Here is an 18817-nt window from a genome sequence, read left to right on the forward strand (position 1 = left end):
GGGCATGGAAATGACTGGGGAAACGGTCCTGTTCGATAGGGTTCCGCCGCAGAATCTCGAGGCGGAGCAGGCGGTGCTGGGCGCCATCCTGCTGGAGACCGAGGCTTTGATCACGTCGATGGAGCGGCTCCGGGTCGAAGACTTCTATAGCGTCGCCCATCAGCGGATCTTCGAGGTCATGCTCGATCTGAACGACGATAACGAGCCCCTGGACTTGATCACGCTCACGGCGAAGCTGCAGGACCGCGGACAGCTGGAGGAGGTCGGCGGGGTCACGTATCTCGCCAAGCTGGCCCATGCCGTTCCGACGGCCGCGAACGTCGAATACTACGCTCAGATCGTCGAAGAGAAGTCGCTCCTGCGCCGCTTGATCCGCACCGCGACCCAGATCGTATCCAACGGATACGCGGGCGAGGACGAGATAGGCACGCTGATCAACGATGCCGAGCAGAGAATCATGGAGATCTCGAACCGCAAGTCGTCCTCGGGCTTCATCAGCATTCGCGACGTGCTCATGGAAGTGTTCGACCGGGTCGAGTTTCTCTATAACCACAAGGGCGGCACGACCGGCATTCCTTCCGGCTTCCGGGATCTGGACAAGATGACGGCCGGCTTCCAGCGAAGCGACCTCATCATCGTCGCCGCGCGTCCGTCGGTAGGGAAGACGGCGTTCGCCCTGAACATCGCGCAGAACGTGGCGGTGCGGGCGAACGAGACCGTCGCCATCTTCAGTCTCGAGATGTCCGCCGCCCAGCTGGTTCAGCGTATGGTGTGCGCCGAATCGAACGTTGACGCTGGCCGCATGCGGACGGGATATCTGGAAGGGGACGACTGGGAGAAGCTGACGATGGCCATCGGAGCTCTCTCCGAGGCTCAAGTGTTCATCGACGACACGCCCGGCATCACCGTTGCCGATATTCGCGCCAAGTGCCGCCGCCTGAAGAAGGAGAAGGGGCTCGGGATGATCCTGATCGATTACCTGCAGCTCATCCAAGGGCGCGGCAAGCCCGGCGAGAACCGGCAGCAGGAGGTCTCCGAAATCTCGCGTACGCTCAAGCAGATCGCCAGAGAGCTGGAAGTTCCGGTTATCGCGCTGTCCCAGCTGTCGCGGGGCGTCGAGCAGCGCCAGGATAAGCGGCCGATGATGTCCGACCTTCGGGAATCCGGCTCGATCGAGCAGGACGCCGATATCGTCGCCTTCTTGTATCGGGATGATTATTATAATCAAGATACGGAGAAAAAGAATATTATCGAGATCATTATCGCCAAACAACGGAACGGTCCGGTAGGCACGGTCGAGCTCGTCTTCCTCAAGAGCTTCAACAAGTTCGTCAGTCTGGACCGAACTCATGAGGAAAGCGCATAATCCCGTTTTCATTAAGGAATATTTCCGAACGATTATATAGGCCTTATTAGAATTGTTCGCCTTTAAGTTGACTTCGCTTCGGTCACTTGCTACACTAATCATGCCGCCTTGCGGCCATATGGCCGTGCATCGGAACGAGATCCTCGTTGCCGATGCGTTCGCGTGCGTTGTCTCCGGCAACAAGGATTCGGGGAGCGTCCGCTTGGGGGAGGCATCATCATGCCGGTTTGAGCGAATCAGCCGGGTGGAGGGATTGCTTTGTCTACAGTAGTTGTCGTAGGAACGCAGTGGGGAGACGAAGGCAAGGGCAAGATTACGGACTTCCTGGCGGAGAAAGCGGATGTCGTCGCTCGTTATCAAGGCGGCAACAATGCAGGTCATACGATTCTCATTCAGAACAAGAAATACAAGCTCACCATGATTCCGTCCGGTATCTTCAACGAGAACAAGGTCTGCGTCATCGGCAACGGAATGGTTATCAATCCGGGAGCCCTGGTGGAAGAAATTCAATATATTATCGATAACGGCTTCTCGGTCGACAACCTGCGAATCAGCGACCGCGCGCACGTCATCATGCCTTATCATCTCGTGCTCGACGCGCTGGAGGAAGACCGCAAAGCCGACAACAAGATCGGAACGACCCGCAAGGGCATCGGCCCTTGCTATATGGATAAAGCCGCTCGCAACGGAATTCGGATCGCCGACCTGATGGTGGCGGAAGAATTCGAAGCGAAGGCCCGCGTTCTTATCGCGGAGAAGAACAATGTCATTACGCAGATGTACGGCGGAGAGCCGCTGAACGCGGACGAGATCGTCTCCGGTTACCTGGAGCTGGCCGAGAAGCTGCGTCCTTACGTGACGGATACCTCGGTCGTGCTGAACGATGCGATCGACGAAGGCAAGAAGGTTCTGTTCGAAGGCGCCCAAGGCGTCATGCTGGATATCGACCAAGGAACGTATCCGTTCGTGACGAGCTCGAACCCGTCCGCGGGCGGCGTCTGCATCGGTTCCGGAGTCGGCCCTTCGAAGATTCGCCAAGTCATCGGCGTCGCGAAGGCGTATACGACCCGCGTCGGCGACGGTCCGTTCCCGACCGAGCTGCATGACGACCTGGGCCAATGGATCCGCGACAAGGGCCACGAATACGGCACCGTAACGGGCCGCCCTCGCCGCGTCGGCTGGTTCGACACGGTCGTCGTCCGCCATGCCCGCCGCGTCAGCGGCATCACGGGCTTGTCGCTCAACTCCCTGGACGTCCTGAGCGGTCTCGAGAAGGTGAAGATCTGCACCTCGTACCGCTACCGCGGCGAGATCATCAACCACTACCCGGCCAACCTCAAGATTCTGGCCGAATGCGAAGCGGTTTACGAAGAGCTGCCGGGCTGGAGCGAGGACATCTCGAACGCGAGAACGCTGGAAGACCTGCCGGAGAACACCCGCCGCTACGTCGAGCGCGTCTCCGAGCTGACCGGCATTCCGATCGCGATCTTCTCCGTCGGCCGCAACCGCGAGCAGACGAACCAAGTGTCCGCGATCTACTAATAAGATAATGAAGAAGGCCAGCCGTCGACCGAACGGCTGGCCTTTCGTTATTCCTCGTTTCGAGCAGCCTCCCGCAGCTTGGCGGCCTCCTCGGAAGAATCAAACGCTTCCAGTATCGAAGTCAGAAGCCCGGGGAACCTGTACTCGAGGTCGTCCCGGCGGATCGACAGGAACCGCTGGGTGCCTTGCGCGCGAGTCCGAATGATTCCGGCCTCCCGCAAAGTGCGCGTATGGTGGGTGACGGTCGACTTCACGACGGGAAGGCCGATGTCGCCGCAGGCGCTCTCGCCGATCCGGCTCAGCTCGCTGACGATCAGAAGGCGCACGGGATCGCTCAGGGCGTACAGAACCGAGCTGAGATGGATCTCCTCGCGATCCGGATGGTACAGCAGCTTCATATCGATGCATCTCCTTGTTAAATTACACGCCTTTTTGACGGTTCAAAGAATAGGTAAGGCTCTCGCGGGAGCCGTTTGCGGAATTCCTAATTGCATTTTACCACAACGGATGCTATATTTCTATTGTTCGATAGTAATCAAACTTTAGAATAAGTGGTGATCCGTATGACAACCGAAGCAAGCTCGGCAACAATAGGAAGCCTTGAAGAGACGCGGGTTCGGGAAGGTCTGCTTATCTCGTTGCTCGGCTTAGCTATGATTCTCGTCATCATGAATACGACGATGTTCAACCTGGCCCTTCCATCCGTGTCGGCGGAATACGGATTGTCGGCCTCCGCGACCTCGTGGATCGTGACCGGCTATTCGATCGTGTTCGCCATCTCCTCCATCACCTACAGCCGGCTGTCGGACTCGGTTCCGATCCGCAGGCTGCTCGTGATCGGGCTGACCTCCATCGGAGCGGCGGCCGTCGTCGGCCTGTTCAGCGGCAGCTTCATCATGCTGTTGATCGTTCGGCTCGTGCAGGCGACCGGAGCGGGAGCCGCCCCGGCCTTATCCCTCGTCTTGATCAGCCGTTACATCCCGCAGGAACGCCAAGGGAAAGCGACCGCGCTCGTCATGTCGGCGACGTCGCTGGCCCTCGGTCTCGGTCCGGTGGCGGGAGGCGCGATCGTCGAATATCTCGGATGGCATTACCTGTTCGTCGTCACGGCTATCGCGCTGCTGCTTGTTCCGCTGTTCGCGGCCGTCGTGCCGAAGGAGCGCCCGAAGCCGGCCAGCTTCGACGCGTGGGGAGCGGCGTATGTCGCCATCGGGACGACGGGCCTTCTGTTCGCGCTCACGAACCGATCCTTCCTGGCGTTGGCGTTAGGCTTGGCCGGCGTCGCCCTGTTCGCCCTCCGCATTCGGCGGGCGAAGGATCCCTTCGTTCAGCCGGCGCTGTTCCGCGACCGAAGCTATCTGATTGTCGGAGCGGTCGGCATCGGAGCCTATATTTGCAGCTTCGCCACGCTGTACCTCATGCCGCAGATGCTCTCCCATCTGTTCGGATTAAGCGCGGTTTCCGCGGGCCTCGTTATTTTCCCTGGATCGGTTCTCGCGATGATCGTCTCCCGCGTCGTCGGCCGGATCATCGACGGCAGCGGCAATCGCGGGATCATCCGGTACGTTCCTCCGGCGGTATTCGTCTCGATGATTTTATTCGCGCTGTTCTCCCACACTTCGTATGTCGCCATCATTTTTATCTATATGATTCTGAGCGTCGGCTTCACCTTCCTAACGAGCAGCATCTCGAACGAGATCTCCCGGCTCCTCCCGGCGTCCAGAATCGGCTCGGGTCTCGGACTGTTCCAACTGCTCCAGTTCATCAGCGGCGCGTTCGGCGTCGCGATGACCGCGAGCGCGCTGTCCTGGCAGAAGGGGATGGAGGAGAGCGTCGCGTACTCCAATATCTATTGGGGATTGGCCGTTATCGCATTGCTCGCGGTAGGAGGCTCCTCGCTCTACCTGAGAAAGTCCGGCCGCCGCTGATAGAAGCCGAGTTCCTATCTATCGAGACCTTCCTATTGCGTCCGGACGCCGATTCGCCTGGCCATTTTCCCCTTGGAAGAATGATAGCCGGTAGATTTGCCCATACTAAACCTATGAAATCATAGCGGCAGGAGGGCAACTCGGATGTGGAAATGGATCGGCTGGGCGGCGAAGCTCGCGGCCAGCGCTATCTTGCTCAGCTTCTTGTGCATCTGGACGACCGGTTATATCGTGAACAGTTATTTACAGACGGTGATCAAGCAGTTGGATATTCCGCTGGAGGTTCAGCCTTTCGCTTTATCGGGAATATGGGGAACGCTGTGGGGAGCGGACGATCCGCCGAAGGAAGAGGCGGCCGAGTCTCCGTCGTCGTCTCCAGCGTCGGGCTCGGTATCGGATGGCGCGGGAGGTGCGGAAGTCGAGGGAGATGCGGAAGGAGCGGGAAGCGAGGGGTCTCAGGACCCGGGGGGAGCCGAAGCGTCGACGAATTCTCCCGAGCCGGACGCCTCCGGGTCGCCGGTCGTCGATTCTCCTTTTTCTGAGCCTTCCGGCGATGCGGGAACGGGTGCGGAAACGGACGCGGGAACGGACGAAGAAACGGGCGGAGAGCTTCCGGGCGAGGAGAACGAAGGGGGCGCGGGAGAAGCGATTCCGGTGTTCGGGAACGAATCCGGAGGCAGCTTGGGATCGGCCCTGACCGCGGAGGACCGGCAGCGGCTCTACTCGATCGTCGTGACCAAGCTGAATTCCGACCAATTGCAGCAGTTGTCTTCCTATCTGGAGGGAGGAGTCGACGAGCAGGAGCAAACCAAGCTTCAGGAGCTCCTCAAAAGCTCGCTCGACGAGCGAGAATACGAGCAGATGATGGCCATTATTCAGGGAGAGCCGGCGTCCGTCGAACCCTAGCAGAATGCGCCTAATCGCAACACAATTCGACACGAAGGCCCCGGAAAACCGGGGCCTTTTGCCTATTAAATGAGATAATCTTCATAATCGATTTATTGATAGTCCCGGGAAAGTTGTGCTAAAGTTTAAAACAGGTTTACAAATAAACGGAAAAGTTTACCGTAATTTTCGTCCATAAAGGAGAAACTCATGGCCGTATTCAAGGGAACGGACCGAGTTCGCGAAGCCATGTCCGCCATGCGGCAAGGCCTGCGAAGAATCCGGTCTACAAGCGCGAACGGTACCAAGCATCTCGCTAAGAAGACGAACCCTGCAACGCAGCACTTATTCGCACACCATAAAGCGCCGCTTCTCGCGACGGGCGTCGGAATTCTCGCCATCGTGGGAGTGTTTATCGGAACGAATCATTATGTAGAAGCCAACACGAATTCCTACTATAAGGTTATGCTCAACGGACAAGTGATCGGCGAGATCAGCGATAAGGCCTTGGTCGATAACGTCATCGCCGCCAAGCAAGAGCAATTGTCCAAGGAAGCGACGGATATCCAATATGCGTTGGATGAAGACCAGGTCGCCTACGAGGATGTAAGTGCTTACAATAAACTTCCCGACGACGAGAGCACTCTGGCTGCCTTGAAGGAAGGACTAACGGCCCATCCGGTCGGCGTGAAGCTGGTCGTCGACGGCAAAGAGATCGGAACCGTGAAGAACCAGGAAGAAGCGGACGCGCTGCTTCAGCGGGTCAAAGACAAATTCATTCCGGCCGGCGCCAAGGCGGATGCCAAGAGCAAGGTGCAGGCGCTTTCCTACTCGGCAACGGCAGCTTCCTCTACCAGAGTGGTAGAATCCATCGACTTCGAAGAGGAAGTGACGACGGTTCCGGCGGAGATCGAGCTGAGCGAGCTGGACGACGTCGACGCGCTTTACAAGACGCTGACCACGGGCGATCCGGAGAAGAAGACGTACACCGTGCAGCAAGGAGACTGCCTCGGCTGCATCGCCGAGAAGACCGGCCTGACGGTCGCGTTCCTCAAAGCGAAGAATCCTTGGATCGTGAACGACCGGATCGACGTCGGGGACGTACTCGATATTACCCAGAATAATCCGGTTCTAAACGTGCAATCCGAGGAGACGGTGACGGAGATCGAAGTGATCGACCCGCCGGTGGAGATTCGCAAGAGCGACGACATCAAGATGGGCCAGCAGAAGACGCTTCAAGTGGGAGCCGAAGGCCAGCGGGAGGTCACCTACCGGTTGACCAAGCGCAACGGCGCCGCGATCGAAGAGGAGCAAGTGTCCTCCAAAGTGATTAAGGCAGCGGTATCAACCATCATTCTGAAGGGAACGAAGGTCATTCCGAGCGAAGGGACGGGTACATTCGCTTGGCCGGTAACGGGAGCCCGCATTACGAGCTACATGGGTTCGAGATGGGGCAGCCTGCACAAGGGCATCGACATGGTCGGCGGCAAGACGATCATGGCGGCCGACAACGGAACGATCGAATTCGCCGGAGAGAAGAACGGGTACGGCAATGCCATCATTATCGATCATAACAACGGCTTCAAGACGTTATACGGTCACCTGAAGAGCATCTCCGTGAAAAAGGGTCAAGTCGTCTCCAAGGGAGACAAGATCGGCATCATGGGCAACACCGGACATTCGACCGGCACTCACCTTCACTTTGAAGTTTATCTGAACGGAGACCTGAAGAACCCGACCAGCTATTTATAAGATCCTGTTCATACAGCCTTTAGAGATAACGACGAGAACCATCGGAGCCATGTCTCCGGTGGTTCTTTGCATAATGGCTCGATTACCCAGAGAAAGCGTTGCGCCCCAAACTTCGCGAGGCCTGTCTATTATGTTAGAATAGAAGGGATAGAGAATGCTTCCAAGGTACGGGAGGCTTGACGATATGCCTGGGAAAATATTAGTGGTGGACGACGAACGTCCGATCGCGGATATTCTGAAGTTTAACTTGGAGAAGGAAGGCTATGAGGTCGTCTGCGCGTTCGACGGCGAAGAGGCCGTTCGGCTCGCGTTCGAGATCGATCCCGACCTCATCCTGCTCGACCTGATGCTGCCGGTGAAGGACGGCATGGACGTCTGCCGCGAGGTGCGCGGCAAGCTGTCGACGCCGATCATCATGCTGACGGCGAAGGATACCGAGCTGGACAAGGTGCTCGGGCTGGAGCTCGGCGCGGACGATTACGTGACGAAGCCGTTCGGCACGCGGGAGCTGCTCGCGCGGGTGAAGGCGCATCTGCGCCGCCAGCGCAAGCTGGACGCCAAGAGCGAAGGGGACTCCACCGGCGAGAGCGAGCGCCAGGGGCTGAAGCTGTTTAACCTGTTCATCGACACCGACATGTATGTCGTGTACAAGAACGGGCAGCCGCTCGATCTGACGCATCGCGAGTTCGAGCTGGTGCATTACCTTGCGCGCAACAGCGGCAAGGTCATGACCCGGGAGCATCTGCTGCAAGCGGTTTGGGGCTTCGAGTATTTCGGCGACGTTCGCACGGTGGACGTGACGATTCGCCGCCTGCGCGAGAAGCTCGAGGATGACCCGAGCCGTCCGGAGATCATTCTGACGCGGCGAGGGCTAGGGTATCTGATGCGCAATCCTAAGATGGCAACGGGCGGATTCGGTGGATGAAGCTGCTCCGTCCGTTCCGCACGATTCAAGCCAAGCTCATCATCATGGTGCTTCTCCTGATCCTGATCGCTCTGCAGCTGATTGGGGTTTATTTTATCAGCACGATGAAGAACTCGCTTATCGAGTCTTTCACGAACAATTTGAACACTCAAGCCCAGATGCTTACCCTCCTGGCCGGATCGGCAATCGACAATCAGGATGAGACGGGGACGACGGAGGACGGGGGAGAGTCCGAGCTAGGCCGGCTGGTGGGCAACCTGTTCAACATAAACGGAGCGGAGGCCCAGGTTCTCGATGCGAGCGGAAGGGTGCTGGCAACCTCGCTGGCGGAGCACCAGTCCTACGTGGGCAGGAAGAACACCTCGCTTCTGGTGAGCCGCGCCCTGCAAGGAATCAATGACAATACCGAAGAGATCATCGATACGGACAACATCCGGAAGAAGATCGTCGTGAAGCCGGTCATGAACGACAAAAAGGATAAGGTCGTCGGCGCGGTCTATATCGTCGCGTCGATGAGCGAACTTTATCAGACGGTTGAGCGGGTGAATCAGATCTTCGTGACCGGGATGCTGCTGGCGCTAGGTCTGACGGCGCTGCTCGGGATTCTCATCGCCGGCACGATCACGCAGCCGATCAAGGCGTTGACCCGCCAGGCGACGGCCGTCGCGGAAGGGCGCTTCGAGGAGCGGGTGCCGGTTCTCGGGAAGGACGAGATCGGCCAGCTCAGCACCGCCTTCAACGAGATGACGGACCGGCTGAGCGAGGCGCTCTCCGTTAACGAGGAAGAGAAGGAGAAGCTGAGCTCGATTCTGTCCAACATGAGCGACGGGGTGCTGGCGACGGACGAGATCGGCCGCGTCATCGTGGCGAACCGGCGGGCCCGGACGATGCTCAGCATCGAGGACATCGAGGGCCGCACCGCTTCCGAGTGCCTCGACATCGATAAGGCTCCGATCTCCGAAGCGTTGAACGGCCGGGAAACGGCGCTGCTCATCCATCGGCAGCTTTCCGAAGACGAGGAGCACCTCGTGTTCCGGTTGACGCTAACGCCGATCAGGCGCCGGGACAAGGGAGTCGTCGGCTCCATCGCCGTGCTTCACGACGTGACCGAATCGGAGAAGCTGGAGCAGACGCGCCGCGAGTTCGTGGCGAACGTCTCGCACGAGCTGCGCACGCCGCTGACCACGATCAAGAGCTACGCCGAGGCGCTGGACGACGGCGCCATGGAGGAGCCGCCGCTCGCGGAACGGTTCGTCGGCGTCATTCGAAGCGAGACCGAGCGGATGATCCGCCTCGTGACCGATCTGCTCCATCTGTCCCGGTTCGATTCCCGCCAAGCCCAGCTTCGGCGCCAGATGACCGATCTCGCGGAGATGACGGAGGACGTCGTCGACCGCTTCTCTCTACAGCTCAGGCAGAAGGCGATCACGGTACGCGTGCAGGTGGAACCGGGTCTGCAGAAGGCATGGATCGATCGAGACGGCATCGACCAGGTGCTCGACAATCTGATGTCAAACGCCATCAAGTACACGCTCGACGGGGGATCGATTATCCTGTCTTCCCGCTTGAACGACGCCGGGCAGCTGTCGATCTCGGTGAAGGATACCGGCATCGGCATTCCGAAGAAGGATCTCGCCCATATCTTCGACCGGTTCTATCGCGTCGACAAGGCTCGTTCCCGCAGTATGGGCGGCACCGGTCTCGGCCTCTCGATTGCCCGGGAAATCGTTCGCGCCCACGGGGGATCGATCTCGATCGAATCGGAGCTGAACGTCGGCACGACGGTCACCGCAACCTTGCCGTTGACGCAGGAAGGAAGTGAGCACCCATGATCGAGAAGCTCAAGTCGGTCGTTCTGGCTTCGCTTGTCGTCATCAGCCTGGTGCAGAGCTACTTCCTGGCCTACAGCATGCCCAGCATGGAAGCGAACGTGAAGACGGAGCAAAATTACGTCAACGCCGATCCGCTCGGGGCGCAGGAGAAGGTGGAGAACCTTCTGTACCCGGAACAGCTGGTGCTGCATATGGGCAACGACAAGCACACGGTGTTCTACCCGAACGATACGTTCTACAATATGGTGCTGGATAAGCTTCAAGTACGGGAGTTCAAGGGCTTCCAGCGGGATTCGATCGACAAGATCAACTGGGAGCAGGTTCGCCAGAACGACCTCGGCATCGAGGTGCGCTTCGGAAGGGCGGTTCCGTTCGAGCTGCTGCAGCGGGTATTCAAGGTCGACGCGGATTTTCTCTTCTCCGGGGATATGGTCAACCGGATCTGGATCTTCGCCCGGCAGGATCGCGAAGAGGTCCGCACGTTCTTCTTCAGCTCGGACGGCCAGAACGTCTATGAGTCGCTTCGCGCGGATCTCACCGTGCAGGACATTCAGCAGTATACGGGCTTCGGCCAATACTGGACCCCGTTCAAATATTGGGACGGAGGGGTCTACGTGCCGGAGCAGGCCAAGAGCTTCGACATTCGAAGGGTGCCGTATACCGCCTATACGTCCGACCAGCTCCAGCGCAACCTGTTCTCCGATCCGAGCACGACCAACATAGTTCAGGATCAGCAGGACGGCACCCAGATCTATACGGACTGGAAGCGCGGACTGAAGCTGGAGACGGGAGTCGGCTGGCTCTCCTATACCGATATTGTCGCACCGACCGATATCCAGAACAGCCTGACCGACAACATCGAGTCCGCGGTATCGTTCGTCAATCTGCACGGCGGATGGGGCCAAACGCACCGCCTCGTTCGTTCCGAGGGGCCGGCGAACGACAGCGTCATCAAGTTCCAGCAATATTATGCCGGTCTGCCGATTATCTCGGGCGAGAATTTCCGGTTCGGTTATATGCAGCTTACGATTCAGCGGGGATTGGTCTCTTCATACGAGCGTTCCATGTTCGTCTTGAATAGCGGCAAAGAGGTCAAAGGAGCGATGCAGAAGCTTCCGGCGGGCAGCGACCTGCTGGCTCGGATCCGGGAGGTATCGGGAGGCGAGACCGTGGAGTCGATCTTCCCGGCCTATCGGCCCAAGCTGGAAGAGGATTCGATGCTGCTGCAGCCAGCTTGGGCGATCCGGCTCGCGAGCGGGGAAGTCCGAACGGTCGATTGATCGAACAAGCGCGAAAGGAGGGGCGAGGATGGATTGGGGTCGAGCCAAAAGCGTGCTTATTATCGCTTTTCTGCTGCTTAACATGGTTCTGGGCTATCAGCTGTGGATGGAATGGCGGGAGCGAATCGACTCGGCCGTCGATTGGACCTCGCTGCCTCCCGAGACGCAGCAGGCGATGAGCTCGAAGGGCATTCGCGTGGAAGCCGAGATTCCGACGGAGACGCCCGAGATGCTGGAGCAGCTCACCTATTCTCTCAAGGAGACGCCGACGAGCGGCACCGGAGCCCGGATCATGCTGAATCCTCAGCCCAATACGCGGGTCGTGTATTTCGACGAGGAGCTCGAGACGGCGCTCGGATCGGTCATTCCCGAGCTGAACCAATATCACTTGTACAGCTTGGGCAGCGGAGACGGCGTCTTCGTCCTCAACCGGACGTTCGACGGGTGGCCGATCTTCGATATCAATATCGAGTTCTACTATAGCGAGCAGAAAATAACGGCCTATCGCCAGGACGTGGTCGAGAGCTTGTCGCCGGAAGACTCGAAGCGGCAGAAGGTGCTTCCCGCGACGATGGCGGTGGCGAAGCTGATCGCCAGCTATCTGCCGGCGGGATCGACGATTCGCGAGATTCAGCTCGGGTACCACGGCCAGATTTTCGATTCGGAGATTCAACTCGCCGCGCCTTCCTGGAGGGTTCTGCTGGACGACGGAGAAGTATATTACGTGAACGCCATCAGCGGCGAAGTCGTGACGGATAAAGAGAAGACAGGCGGCGCCGGGCTCCCGGAATAAACCGGGAGCGGCGCAGGGGAGATAATAACAGAAAGAGGACGACAGCATGGGACTTCGATTTACGGTACTGTCCAGCGGCTCGACCGGCAACGCGACGGTCGTGTCGTCGGATGCGGCTACCGTTCTAGTAGATGTCGGTTTAAGCGCTAAGAGAATAGAAGAGTTGATGAGAGAGCGGGAGGTGTCCGGAAGCGATCTCGACGCCATCCTCGTCACCCACGAGCATTCCGATCATATCAAGGGGCTCGGGGCGTTCGCCCGCAAGTTCAAGCTGCCGATCTACGCCAACGAGAAAACTTGGGTCGCGATGCAGAAGCACGTCGGCGAAATCGAGGAGTCGCAGAGGCGCATCCTGCCGACGGACAGCGTGATGGAGCTGTTCGATCTTCGAATCGAATCGTACGGAATCTCCCACGACGCAGCGGAGCCGGTCGGCTACTGCTTCCAGTCCGGGGGACGCAAGCTCACTCTCGCCACCGATCTCGGCTATGTCAGCGATAGGGTCATGAATCAGCTGAGGAATTCGGACGTGCTCGTGCTGGAATCGAACCATGACGTGAACATGCTTCGCATGGGAAGATACCCTTGGAATATCAAACGCCGGATTCTCGGGGATAGCGGGCACCTCTCGAACGAAGCGGCGGGAGAAGCGCTCCGCGCCTTGCTGTCGGACGGAGCGACGCGCCGGGTTTACCTCGCCCACCTCAGCCAAGAGCACAACCTGATGGACCTCGCCAAGATGACCGTGACGAACGTTCTGGAGGATAGCGGCATTTTCTATCACGAGAATGAATTCTCCCTGTGCGAGACCTACTACGACAAGCCGACCCCGTGGGATCTGGTCAAGAGCTAGAAGCGGATCGGCCGGACTCGGCCTCGAGCTCCATGGCGGCTTCGCTTTCCTCGGCTTTGCGGCTTAGCTCATCGGGGGACAGGATGCCTTTCTCGACGAGCAGCTCGATCAGGGAATCGAGAACGACAAGCTGCCGATAGTGATCCTCCTTCAGCTGGGAGAGGCGGGCGGCGAGCTCCAGAATGGCGTCGGGCAGAACGGAAGGCTTCATTGGCAGGACTTCCTTTCTTTACATAAAGAATAAGTTCCCTCATTGCCTTGCTTCCTTCTAGCAATTCTATTAGTATTTTAGTCAAATCCAACAAAGATATTCCGATTGATCGAACGATATAATAGAGGACGGCAACAACTGGGGTTCAGGCTCCCTAGACGACGGGATGGTGCAGGGAATGGGCTGGTTCGACGACGATTTCTACTCGACGCGGGTGAAGCGGAAGACCCGCAGGGAGTTTCGGTTTGGAAGAAGTAAATCCTACGACTTCGGCAGGGACCGCTACGGCTCCATGTTCAAGGTGGCGCTCGTCTCCTCCTTGGCCAGCTCGCTCGTCGTCGCCATCGTGTTCACGCTGTTCCTCGACCACGGCGGCGGAGGCGGCGGAAGGGCGCAGGTCGTAAGCTCGGCTCCGATCATGGAGACGTCCGAGAGGACGATAACCGCTTCGGCGAAGATCCGCCCCGCCGTCGTCAGCATCATCAACCGGACGAAGGCAAGCGATCCGGACGAAGAGGAATCCTTGGAGAACGCGAGCCTGGGCTCCGGCGTCATCTTCGAGAAGAAGGACGGCAAGGCGCGGATCATCACGAACGCGCACGTGCTGGAGAACGCGGCGGAGGTGCAGGTCGTCCTGGTCGACGGCAAGATGCTCCCGGCGAAGATCGTCGGGAAGGACACGATAACCGACCTCGCCGTGCTGGAGACCGACGCGGCCGGCATCGACGTCGTGGCGACGATCGGGGATTCGGAGGCGCTGCGGGAAGGCGAGACGGTGATCGCGATCGGCAATCCGCTGGGCTTCGGCGATTCGCTCACCTCGGGCATCGTGTCGAATCTTCATCGGGTCATTCCGATCTCGCTGAACCAGAACGGCGTGTACGACTGGGAAGAGGAAGTCATTCAGACGGACGCGGCGATCAACGCCGGCAACAGCGGCGGGGCGCTCGTCGATCTGAACGGGAAGCTGGTCGGCATCAACAGCATGAAGGTGGCCGATATGGGAGTCGAGGGAATCGGCTTCGCCATCCCGATCAACGACGCCATGCCGGTCATCGCGGAGCTGCTCGAGAACGGCAAGGTGCTGCGCCCTTACCTGGGCATTTACTCGATGAACTTCTCTTCCTACCTCGACTCGCTCGAGGAGCAGAAGCTGATCGAGGAGGACCCGGAAGCCGAGCAGCTGCCGGAGGATCAGAAGCTGGATGAGATTCCGGTGCCGGACGGGGTCAAAAAGGGAGTTCTCGTGCTTGAGGCGGTAGGTCCGGCGAAGGAAGCGGGACTGAAGCTGAACGACTTGATCGTCAAATTCGATGGCCAAGCGATCGACGATACGATCGAAATGCGCAAGTATTTGTATAATCGGAAGAAAATCGGGGAATCGCTTACGGTATCGTATTATCGCGACGGGAAGCTTCAGGAGCTCACCGTTAAGCTGACGGAGAAGAGCGAGGACTCTGAATAGGAAGGAACTGCACTCTATGTATTGCGTGTGCAAAGAGCATGTGGAACTGGCGATCGATAAGTTCGTCGACGAATACGAGGATGCGCCCGACCTGGTCAATCTGGGCGAGACGTCCTTCAGCGCGTGGGAGAAGCCGAAGCACTGCCAGTGGTGCGACGGTCCCGCGGAGATTCTAATCGTATAGCGGTTCGCCATAGCCGAATGAGCGCAAACGCCGTTGTTCCCTTGGGAGCGACGGCGTTTGCGCGTTTGGCGTCGTCATGGCGATGTCGTCCTTAATAGGAGCAGGGTTACTGTCCTTGAGGCTCACGCCAGGTTAAACTGGAAGGGAATCACGCGAACGGAGAGGAGCCCGGATGGAATGAGAGAACGAGGGAGACAAGCTTGGCTGCTCGGGTTAATGCCCCTATTGCTGGTGTGTCTAGTCTTGCTGGCTTCCTGCGAGAATCGGAGCCGGAAGCCGCCGCCGGCTAGTTCGCCGCCGCCGATCGCGTCGGAGAACGAAACGGCGGGAGAAGCGACCGGGGAAGAGCCGGGAGAAACGCCCGCTAAAGCGTCGGGAGGAGCATCCGGAGAGAAGCCGGGGAGCGGGCTGAACGCGATTCGTCTCGAGCTTGAGCCGCTCAAGCCTAAGATGGCTTACGAGTCGCTAGCCGGCATCGAACACGCTCCCGGAGAAGAGGATTCGCTCTATGTGCTGGAGCAGGCGGGGCGCATCGTCAGGGTTCCTCTTAGCGGTTCCGAGGAGGATTCGATCTTCCTGGACGTTCGGGACCGCGTCTTCGGCGAAGGCTCCGAGCAGGGCTTGCTGGGGCTGGCGTTCGACCCGGATTACGAGACCAACGGCCTTATCTACGTCAACTATACGACGCGAACGCACACGGTGATCTCGAGGTTCCATGCCGACAAGGGCGCGGCGAATCCGGGAACGGAAGAGGTCTTGCTGACGTTCGAGCAGCCCTATCCGAACCACAACGGCGGCCAGCTGGCGTTCGGGCCGGACGGCTGCCTGTATATCGGCACGGGTGACGGCGGGGGCGCGGGCGACCCCCATGGCAACGGACAGAACAAGGATACGCTGCTGGGCAAAATCCTGCGGATCGACGTCGACCGGACGGAGGCGGGGAAGCCTTACGCGATTCCGGCGGACAACGTCTTCGCGAAGGGAGGCGGAGCTCCGGAGATCTACGCCTACGGCCTTCGCAATCCCTGGAGGTTCAGCTTCGATTCCGCGACGAGCAGGCTGTGGGCCGCCGACGTCGGGCAGAACGAGATCGAGGAGATCGACTGGATCGTAAGCGGCGGCAATTACGGATGGAACGTCAAGGAGGGGACGGCCTGCTTCGAGCCCGCGGAGGGGTGCGAGCCGGAAGGACTCGCCGAACCGGTCTGGGAGTACGGCCGCGACGAGGGACAGTCCGTTACCGGGGGCTACGTTTACCGCGGAGACGCCATCCCGGCGCTGGACGGCTGGTACGTGTACGGCGATTACGTCTCGGGCAGGATCTGGGCGCTTCGCGTTCCCGAGAGCGGCAAGCCGCAGAACGAGCTGTTGCTGGAGTCCAAGCGCAACATCACCTCCTTCGGAACGGACGGAAGCGGGGAGCTGTACCTCTGCACTCCCGACGAGATCTACCGGCTTGTCCTCGGCGAATGAGGCATTTTCCTACGATTCGGAATGTATAAGTAATCACCTATAACATTGCCTGAATCGTTAACGCAAAGCTGCTCCGGCATCTTAAGGACGCCGAAGGCGTTTTTGCTTAGTTATCCGCTGTGAATAAAGGTTCTTAAAATAAGTGTTAAATTTCTTAAAAAATGCCTTGGGGCCGATTGACAGTCCCCTCGGGTCGATGATAAAGTGTCAAATAGATTTCACAAATCGAAAGGAGGATTGCGTCCCATGCTTAACCTAATGATTGTTCCTGCGTTTCCTCATCGCAACCGCATAACTGGACGTAATCCCATTGCGCTCGACTAACTTGGTTAATTCTTCCAAGGCGCATGGTTACGTTCCCGTAATCGTGCGCCTTTCTTACGCCGCATTAAGCGAACAAACGTTCTCTTGGCGGTGCGGGGCGTATCGCTTGCGGGCGGTACGCTCTTTTTTATCGATTATGGGTTTGAGGCTTCAAGCGGATACCGATCCGCGGAAAGGTGTGACAAACGAGTGTTCACTGTTTTACGCAAGTTAGGCTGGTTTTTTAAACTCCATTGGAAAAGGTACAGCCTGGCCGTCTTCCTTCTGATCGCCGTCGGCATTCTGGAGGTTATTCCGCCGCGCCTGCTCGGGGATACGATCGACCGCATCCACGAAGGAACGCTGGGAACGCAAGGCTTCCTCGAGGTCTTGCTGATCTGGGTAGGAATCACGGTCGTGGGCTATGGCATCACTTACGTGTGGATGTACCAGCTCTTCGGGGGGGCGTTCTTGCTCGAGAGGCTGATGCGGAAGCGGCTCATGCGCCATTTCCTCAAGATGACGCCGACGTTCTACGAGCGCAACCGGACGGGCGACCTGATGGCCCGGGCCACGAACGACCTGTGGGCGATCTCGAATACGGCCGGCTTCGGCATTCTGACGCTGATCGATTCCTCCATCTTCATGCTGACGATCCTCTTCATGATGGTCGTGCTCATCAGCTGGAAGCTGACGCTGGCGGCGCTGCTGCCGCTTCCGATTCTGGCGTTGCTGATGACGGTTCTCGGGAAGAAGATCCACGACCGCTTCATGAGCGCTCAGGACGCGTTCGGCGAGCTGAACGACCAGGTTCTGGAGTCGGTATCCGGAGTTCGCGTCGTTCGCGCTTACGTGCAGGAAGAAGCGGACCGCGAGCGGTTCCATGCCAAGACGAACGACGTGCTGAACAAGAATCTGGCGGTCGCCCGGATCGATTCGCTATTCGAGCCGTCCAACAAAATTCTCGTTAACCTCAGCTACATCATCGGATTGTGCTATGGCGGTTACTTGGTGTTCAAGAGCGAAATCACGCTCGGCGAGCTCGTCTCGTTCAACGTGTTCCTCGGGATGCTCATCTGGCCGATGTTCGCCATCGGCGAGCTTATCAACATCATGCAGCGGGGCAACGCCTCCTTGGACCGCGTAACCGAGACGCTCGGCTACAAGCCGGACGTCGACGACGGCGAAGAGCTCGTTGCCGTCGGGAAGCCGGAAGGCATCGAGTTCAAGGATGTTACCTTCCGCTACCCGAGCTCCACGATCGACAACCTCGTGAACGTCAACTTCCGGCTGAAGCCGGGCCAGACGCTCGGCATCGTCGGGCGAACGGGCAGCGGCAAGACGACGCTTCTGAAGCAGCTGCTTCGCGAGTATCCTCTTGGAAGAGGGGAGATCGAGATCTCCGGGGTTCCGCTCGGGAAGCTCGAGATCGATCGCCTGCTCGGCTGGATCGGCTATGTGCCGCAGAACCCGATCCTGTTCTCGCGCACGATCCGGGAGAACATTCTGTTCGGCTCCGAGAACGCTACCGAGGAGGACATTCAGCGCGCGCTGGAGCGGGCTTCGTTCGCGAAGGACATCCGCTTCCTGCCGCAAGGGCTGGAGACGCTTGTCGGAGAGAAGGGCGTCGCGCTGTCGGGCGGCCAGAAGCAGCGGGTGAGCATCGCCCGCGCGCTCATCGCCGACCCCGAGATCCTGATGCTCGACGACGCCCTGTCGGCCGTCGACGCGAAGACCGAGGCGGAGATCATCGAAGGCATCCGCACGGAACGCGCGGGCAAGACCACGATCATCACGACGCATCGGCTGTCCGCCGTGCAGCATGCGGATTGGATTCTGGTGCTCGACGAAGGCCAAGTCGTCGAGGAAGGCACGCACGAGCAGCTTCTCGCTTGGGGCGGCTGGTACAAGGAGCAATTCGACCGCCAGCAGCTGGAAGCTCTGGTCGATGCCTCCTGACCGGAGGCTTCGGCCATCGGCAACTCGCAACGGCATGAATTCTTAACGAAGATTGAAGGTGTTCAA

The 18817-nt window shown here is 58.8% G+C and carries 16 protein-coding genes; 14 read left to right on the forward strand and 2 right to left on the reverse strand.

Going from position 1 to position 18817, the window contains the following annotated elements; translation table 11 throughout:
* Positions 1-4: 4 nt before the first annotated feature.
* The gene (gene dnaB / locus H7B67_RS08125; RefSeq protein WP_425353876.1) at positions 5-1366 is read left to right on the forward strand and encodes a replicative DNA helicase; all 1362 of its coding nucleotides are present in this window, start codon (positions 5-7) and stop codon (positions 1364-1366) included.
* 258 nt (positions 1367-1624) lie between these two features.
* Complete coding sequence (locus H7B67_RS08130) at positions 1625-2908, forward strand: adenylosuccinate synthase (RefSeq protein WP_185119309.1); 1284 nt, start codon at positions 1625-1627, stop codon at positions 2906-2908.
* 47 nt (positions 2909-2955) lie between these two features.
* On the opposite strand, the gene H7B67_RS08135 is transcribed toward H7B67_RS08130, so the two are convergent.
* The gene (locus H7B67_RS08135; RefSeq protein WP_185119310.1) at positions 2956-3306 is read right to left on the reverse strand and encodes an ArsR/SmtB family transcription factor; all 351 of its coding nucleotides are present in this window, start codon (positions 3304-3306) and stop codon (positions 2956-2958) included.
* 165 nt (positions 3307-3471) lie between these two features.
* Between H7B67_RS08135 and H7B67_RS08140 the strand changes: the two genes are divergently transcribed.
* The 8 genes from H7B67_RS08140 (at position 3472) to H7B67_RS08175 (ending at position 13156) form a co-directional block, all read left to right on the forward strand.
* Complete coding sequence (locus tag H7B67_RS08140; RefSeq protein ID WP_185119311.1) at positions 3472-4836, forward strand: MFS transporter; 1365 nt, start codon at positions 3472-3474, stop codon at positions 4834-4836.
* 144 nt (positions 4837-4980) lie between these two features.
* Entirely contained in the window at positions 4981-5742 is a 762-nt protein-coding gene (locus H7B67_RS08145) for a hypothetical protein (protein WP_185119312.1), read from the forward strand.
* 189 nt (positions 5743-5931) lie between these two features.
* Positions 5932-7473 carry a M23 family metallopeptidase gene (locus H7B67_RS08150; RefSeq protein WP_185119313.1) on the forward strand — a complete coding sequence of 514 codons (1542 nt, stop codon included), beginning with the start codon at positions 5932-5934 and terminating at the stop codon, positions 7471-7473.
* A 184-nt stretch (positions 7474-7657) separates the two neighbouring features.
* Entirely contained in the window at positions 7658-8398 is a 741-nt protein-coding gene (gene yycF / locus H7B67_RS08155) for a response regulator YycF (RefSeq protein WP_185119314.1), read from the forward strand.
* Positions 8395-10230: a cell wall metabolism sensor histidine kinase WalK gene (gene walK, locus H7B67_RS08160; RefSeq protein WP_185119315.1), complete on the forward strand. Its 1836-nt coding sequence runs from the start codon at positions 8395-8397 to the stop codon at positions 10228-10230. Before yycF ends, walK begins: the two co-directional genes overlap by 4 nt.
* Positions 10227-11510 (forward strand): YycH family regulatory protein, encoded by a 1284-nt coding sequence (locus H7B67_RS08165; protein ID WP_185119316.1) that lies wholly within the window; start codon positions 10227-10229, stop codon positions 11508-11510. The genes walK and H7B67_RS08165 overlap by 4 nt, the downstream gene beginning before the upstream one ends.
* A 28-nt stretch (positions 11511-11538) precedes the next feature.
* Positions 11539-12303 (forward strand): two-component system regulatory protein YycI, encoded by a 765-nt coding sequence (gene yycI, locus H7B67_RS08170; RefSeq protein ID WP_185119317.1) that lies wholly within the window; start codon positions 11539-11541, stop codon positions 12301-12303.
* A gap of 46 nt (positions 12304-12349) precedes the next feature.
* Positions 12350-13156 (forward strand): MBL fold metallo-hydrolase, encoded by an 807-nt coding sequence (locus H7B67_RS08175; RefSeq protein ID WP_185119318.1) that lies wholly within the window; start codon positions 12350-12352, stop codon positions 13154-13156.
* On the opposite strand, the gene H7B67_RS08180 is transcribed toward H7B67_RS08175, so the two are convergent.
* Positions 13146-13367: a hypothetical protein gene (locus H7B67_RS08180; RefSeq protein WP_185119319.1), complete on the reverse strand. Its 222-nt coding sequence runs from the start codon at positions 13365-13367 to the stop codon at positions 13146-13148. The genes H7B67_RS08175 and H7B67_RS08180 overlap by 11 nt on opposite strands.
* Before the next feature lie 178 nt (positions 13368-13545).
* Here H7B67_RS08180 and H7B67_RS08185 point away from each other — a divergent pair, with 178 nt between their 5' ends.
* From H7B67_RS08185 to H7B67_RS08200, 4 genes are all read left to right on the forward strand, one after another.
* Entirely contained in the window at positions 13546-14832 is a 1287-nt protein-coding gene (locus H7B67_RS08185) for a S1C family serine protease (protein ID WP_185119320.1), read from the forward strand.
* Positions 14833-14848: 16 nt separating this feature from the next.
* Positions 14849-15016: a CxxH/CxxC protein gene (locus tag H7B67_RS08190; protein WP_185119321.1), complete on the forward strand. Its 168-nt coding sequence runs from the start codon at positions 14849-14851 to the stop codon at positions 15014-15016.
* Between the two features lie 177 nt (positions 15017-15193).
* Positions 15194-16489 (forward strand): PQQ-dependent sugar dehydrogenase, encoded by a 1296-nt coding sequence (locus H7B67_RS08195; RefSeq protein WP_209649157.1) that lies wholly within the window; start codon positions 15194-15196, stop codon positions 16487-16489.
* A gap of 513 nt (positions 16490-17002) precedes the next feature.
* Positions 17003-18751, forward strand: coding sequence for an ABC transporter transmembrane domain-containing protein (locus H7B67_RS08200; RefSeq protein ID WP_185119322.1), 1749 nt, complete (start codon positions 17003-17005; stop codon positions 18749-18751).
* Positions 18752-18817 lie beyond the last annotated feature (66 nt).

Origin of the sequence: Cohnella thailandensis, assembly GCF_014212135.1 — a bacterium.
GTDB classification, from domain to species: domain Bacteria; phylum Bacillota; class Bacilli; order Paenibacillales; family Paenibacillaceae; genus Cohnella; species Cohnella thailandensis.

Bases quoted from the DNA above. Each gene is read 5' to 3' on its own strand.
- dnaB (WP_425353876.1), top strand. From the start codon at position 5: ATGGAAATGACTGGGGAAACGGTCCTGTTCGATAGGGTTCCGCCGCAG.
- H7B67_RS08135 (WP_185119310.1), bottom strand. From the start codon at position 3,306: ATGAAGCTGCTGTACCATCCGGATCGCGAGGAGATCCATCTCAGCTCG.
- H7B67_RS08140 (WP_185119311.1), top strand. From the start codon at position 3,472: ATGACAACCGAAGCAAGCTCGGCAACAATAGGAAGCCTTGAAGAGACG.
- H7B67_RS08145 (WP_185119312.1), top strand. From the start codon at position 4,981: ATGTGGAAATGGATCGGCTGGGCGGCGAAGCTCGCGGCCAGCGCTATC.
- H7B67_RS08150 (WP_185119313.1), top strand. From the start codon at position 5,932: ATGGCCGTATTCAAGGGAACGGACCGAGTTCGCGAAGCCATGTCCGCC.
- yycF (WP_185119314.1), top strand. From the start codon at position 7,658: ATGCCTGGGAAAATATTAGTGGTGGACGACGAACGTCCGATCGCGGAT.
- walK (WP_185119315.1), top strand. From the start codon at position 8,395: ATGAAGCTGCTCCGTCCGTTCCGCACGATTCAAGCCAAGCTCATCATC.
- H7B67_RS08165 (WP_185119316.1), top strand. From the start codon at position 10,227: ATGATCGAGAAGCTCAAGTCGGTCGTTCTGGCTTCGCTTGTCGTCATC.
- yycI (WP_185119317.1), top strand. From the start codon at position 11,539: ATGGATTGGGGTCGAGCCAAAAGCGTGCTTATTATCGCTTTTCTGCTG.
- H7B67_RS08175 (WP_185119318.1), top strand. From the start codon at position 12,350: ATGGGACTTCGATTTACGGTACTGTCCAGCGGCTCGACCGGCAACGCG.
- H7B67_RS08180 (WP_185119319.1), bottom strand. From the start codon at position 13,367: ATGAAGCCTTCCGTTCTGCCCGACGCCATTCTGGAGCTCGCCGCCCGC.
- H7B67_RS08185 (WP_185119320.1), top strand. From the start codon at position 13,546: ATGGGCTGGTTCGACGACGATTTCTACTCGACGCGGGTGAAGCGGAAG.
- H7B67_RS08190 (WP_185119321.1), top strand. From the start codon at position 14,849: ATGTATTGCGTGTGCAAAGAGCATGTGGAACTGGCGATCGATAAGTTC.
- H7B67_RS08195 (WP_209649157.1), top strand. From the start codon at position 15,194: ATGAGAGAACGAGGGAGACAAGCTTGGCTGCTCGGGTTAATGCCCCTA.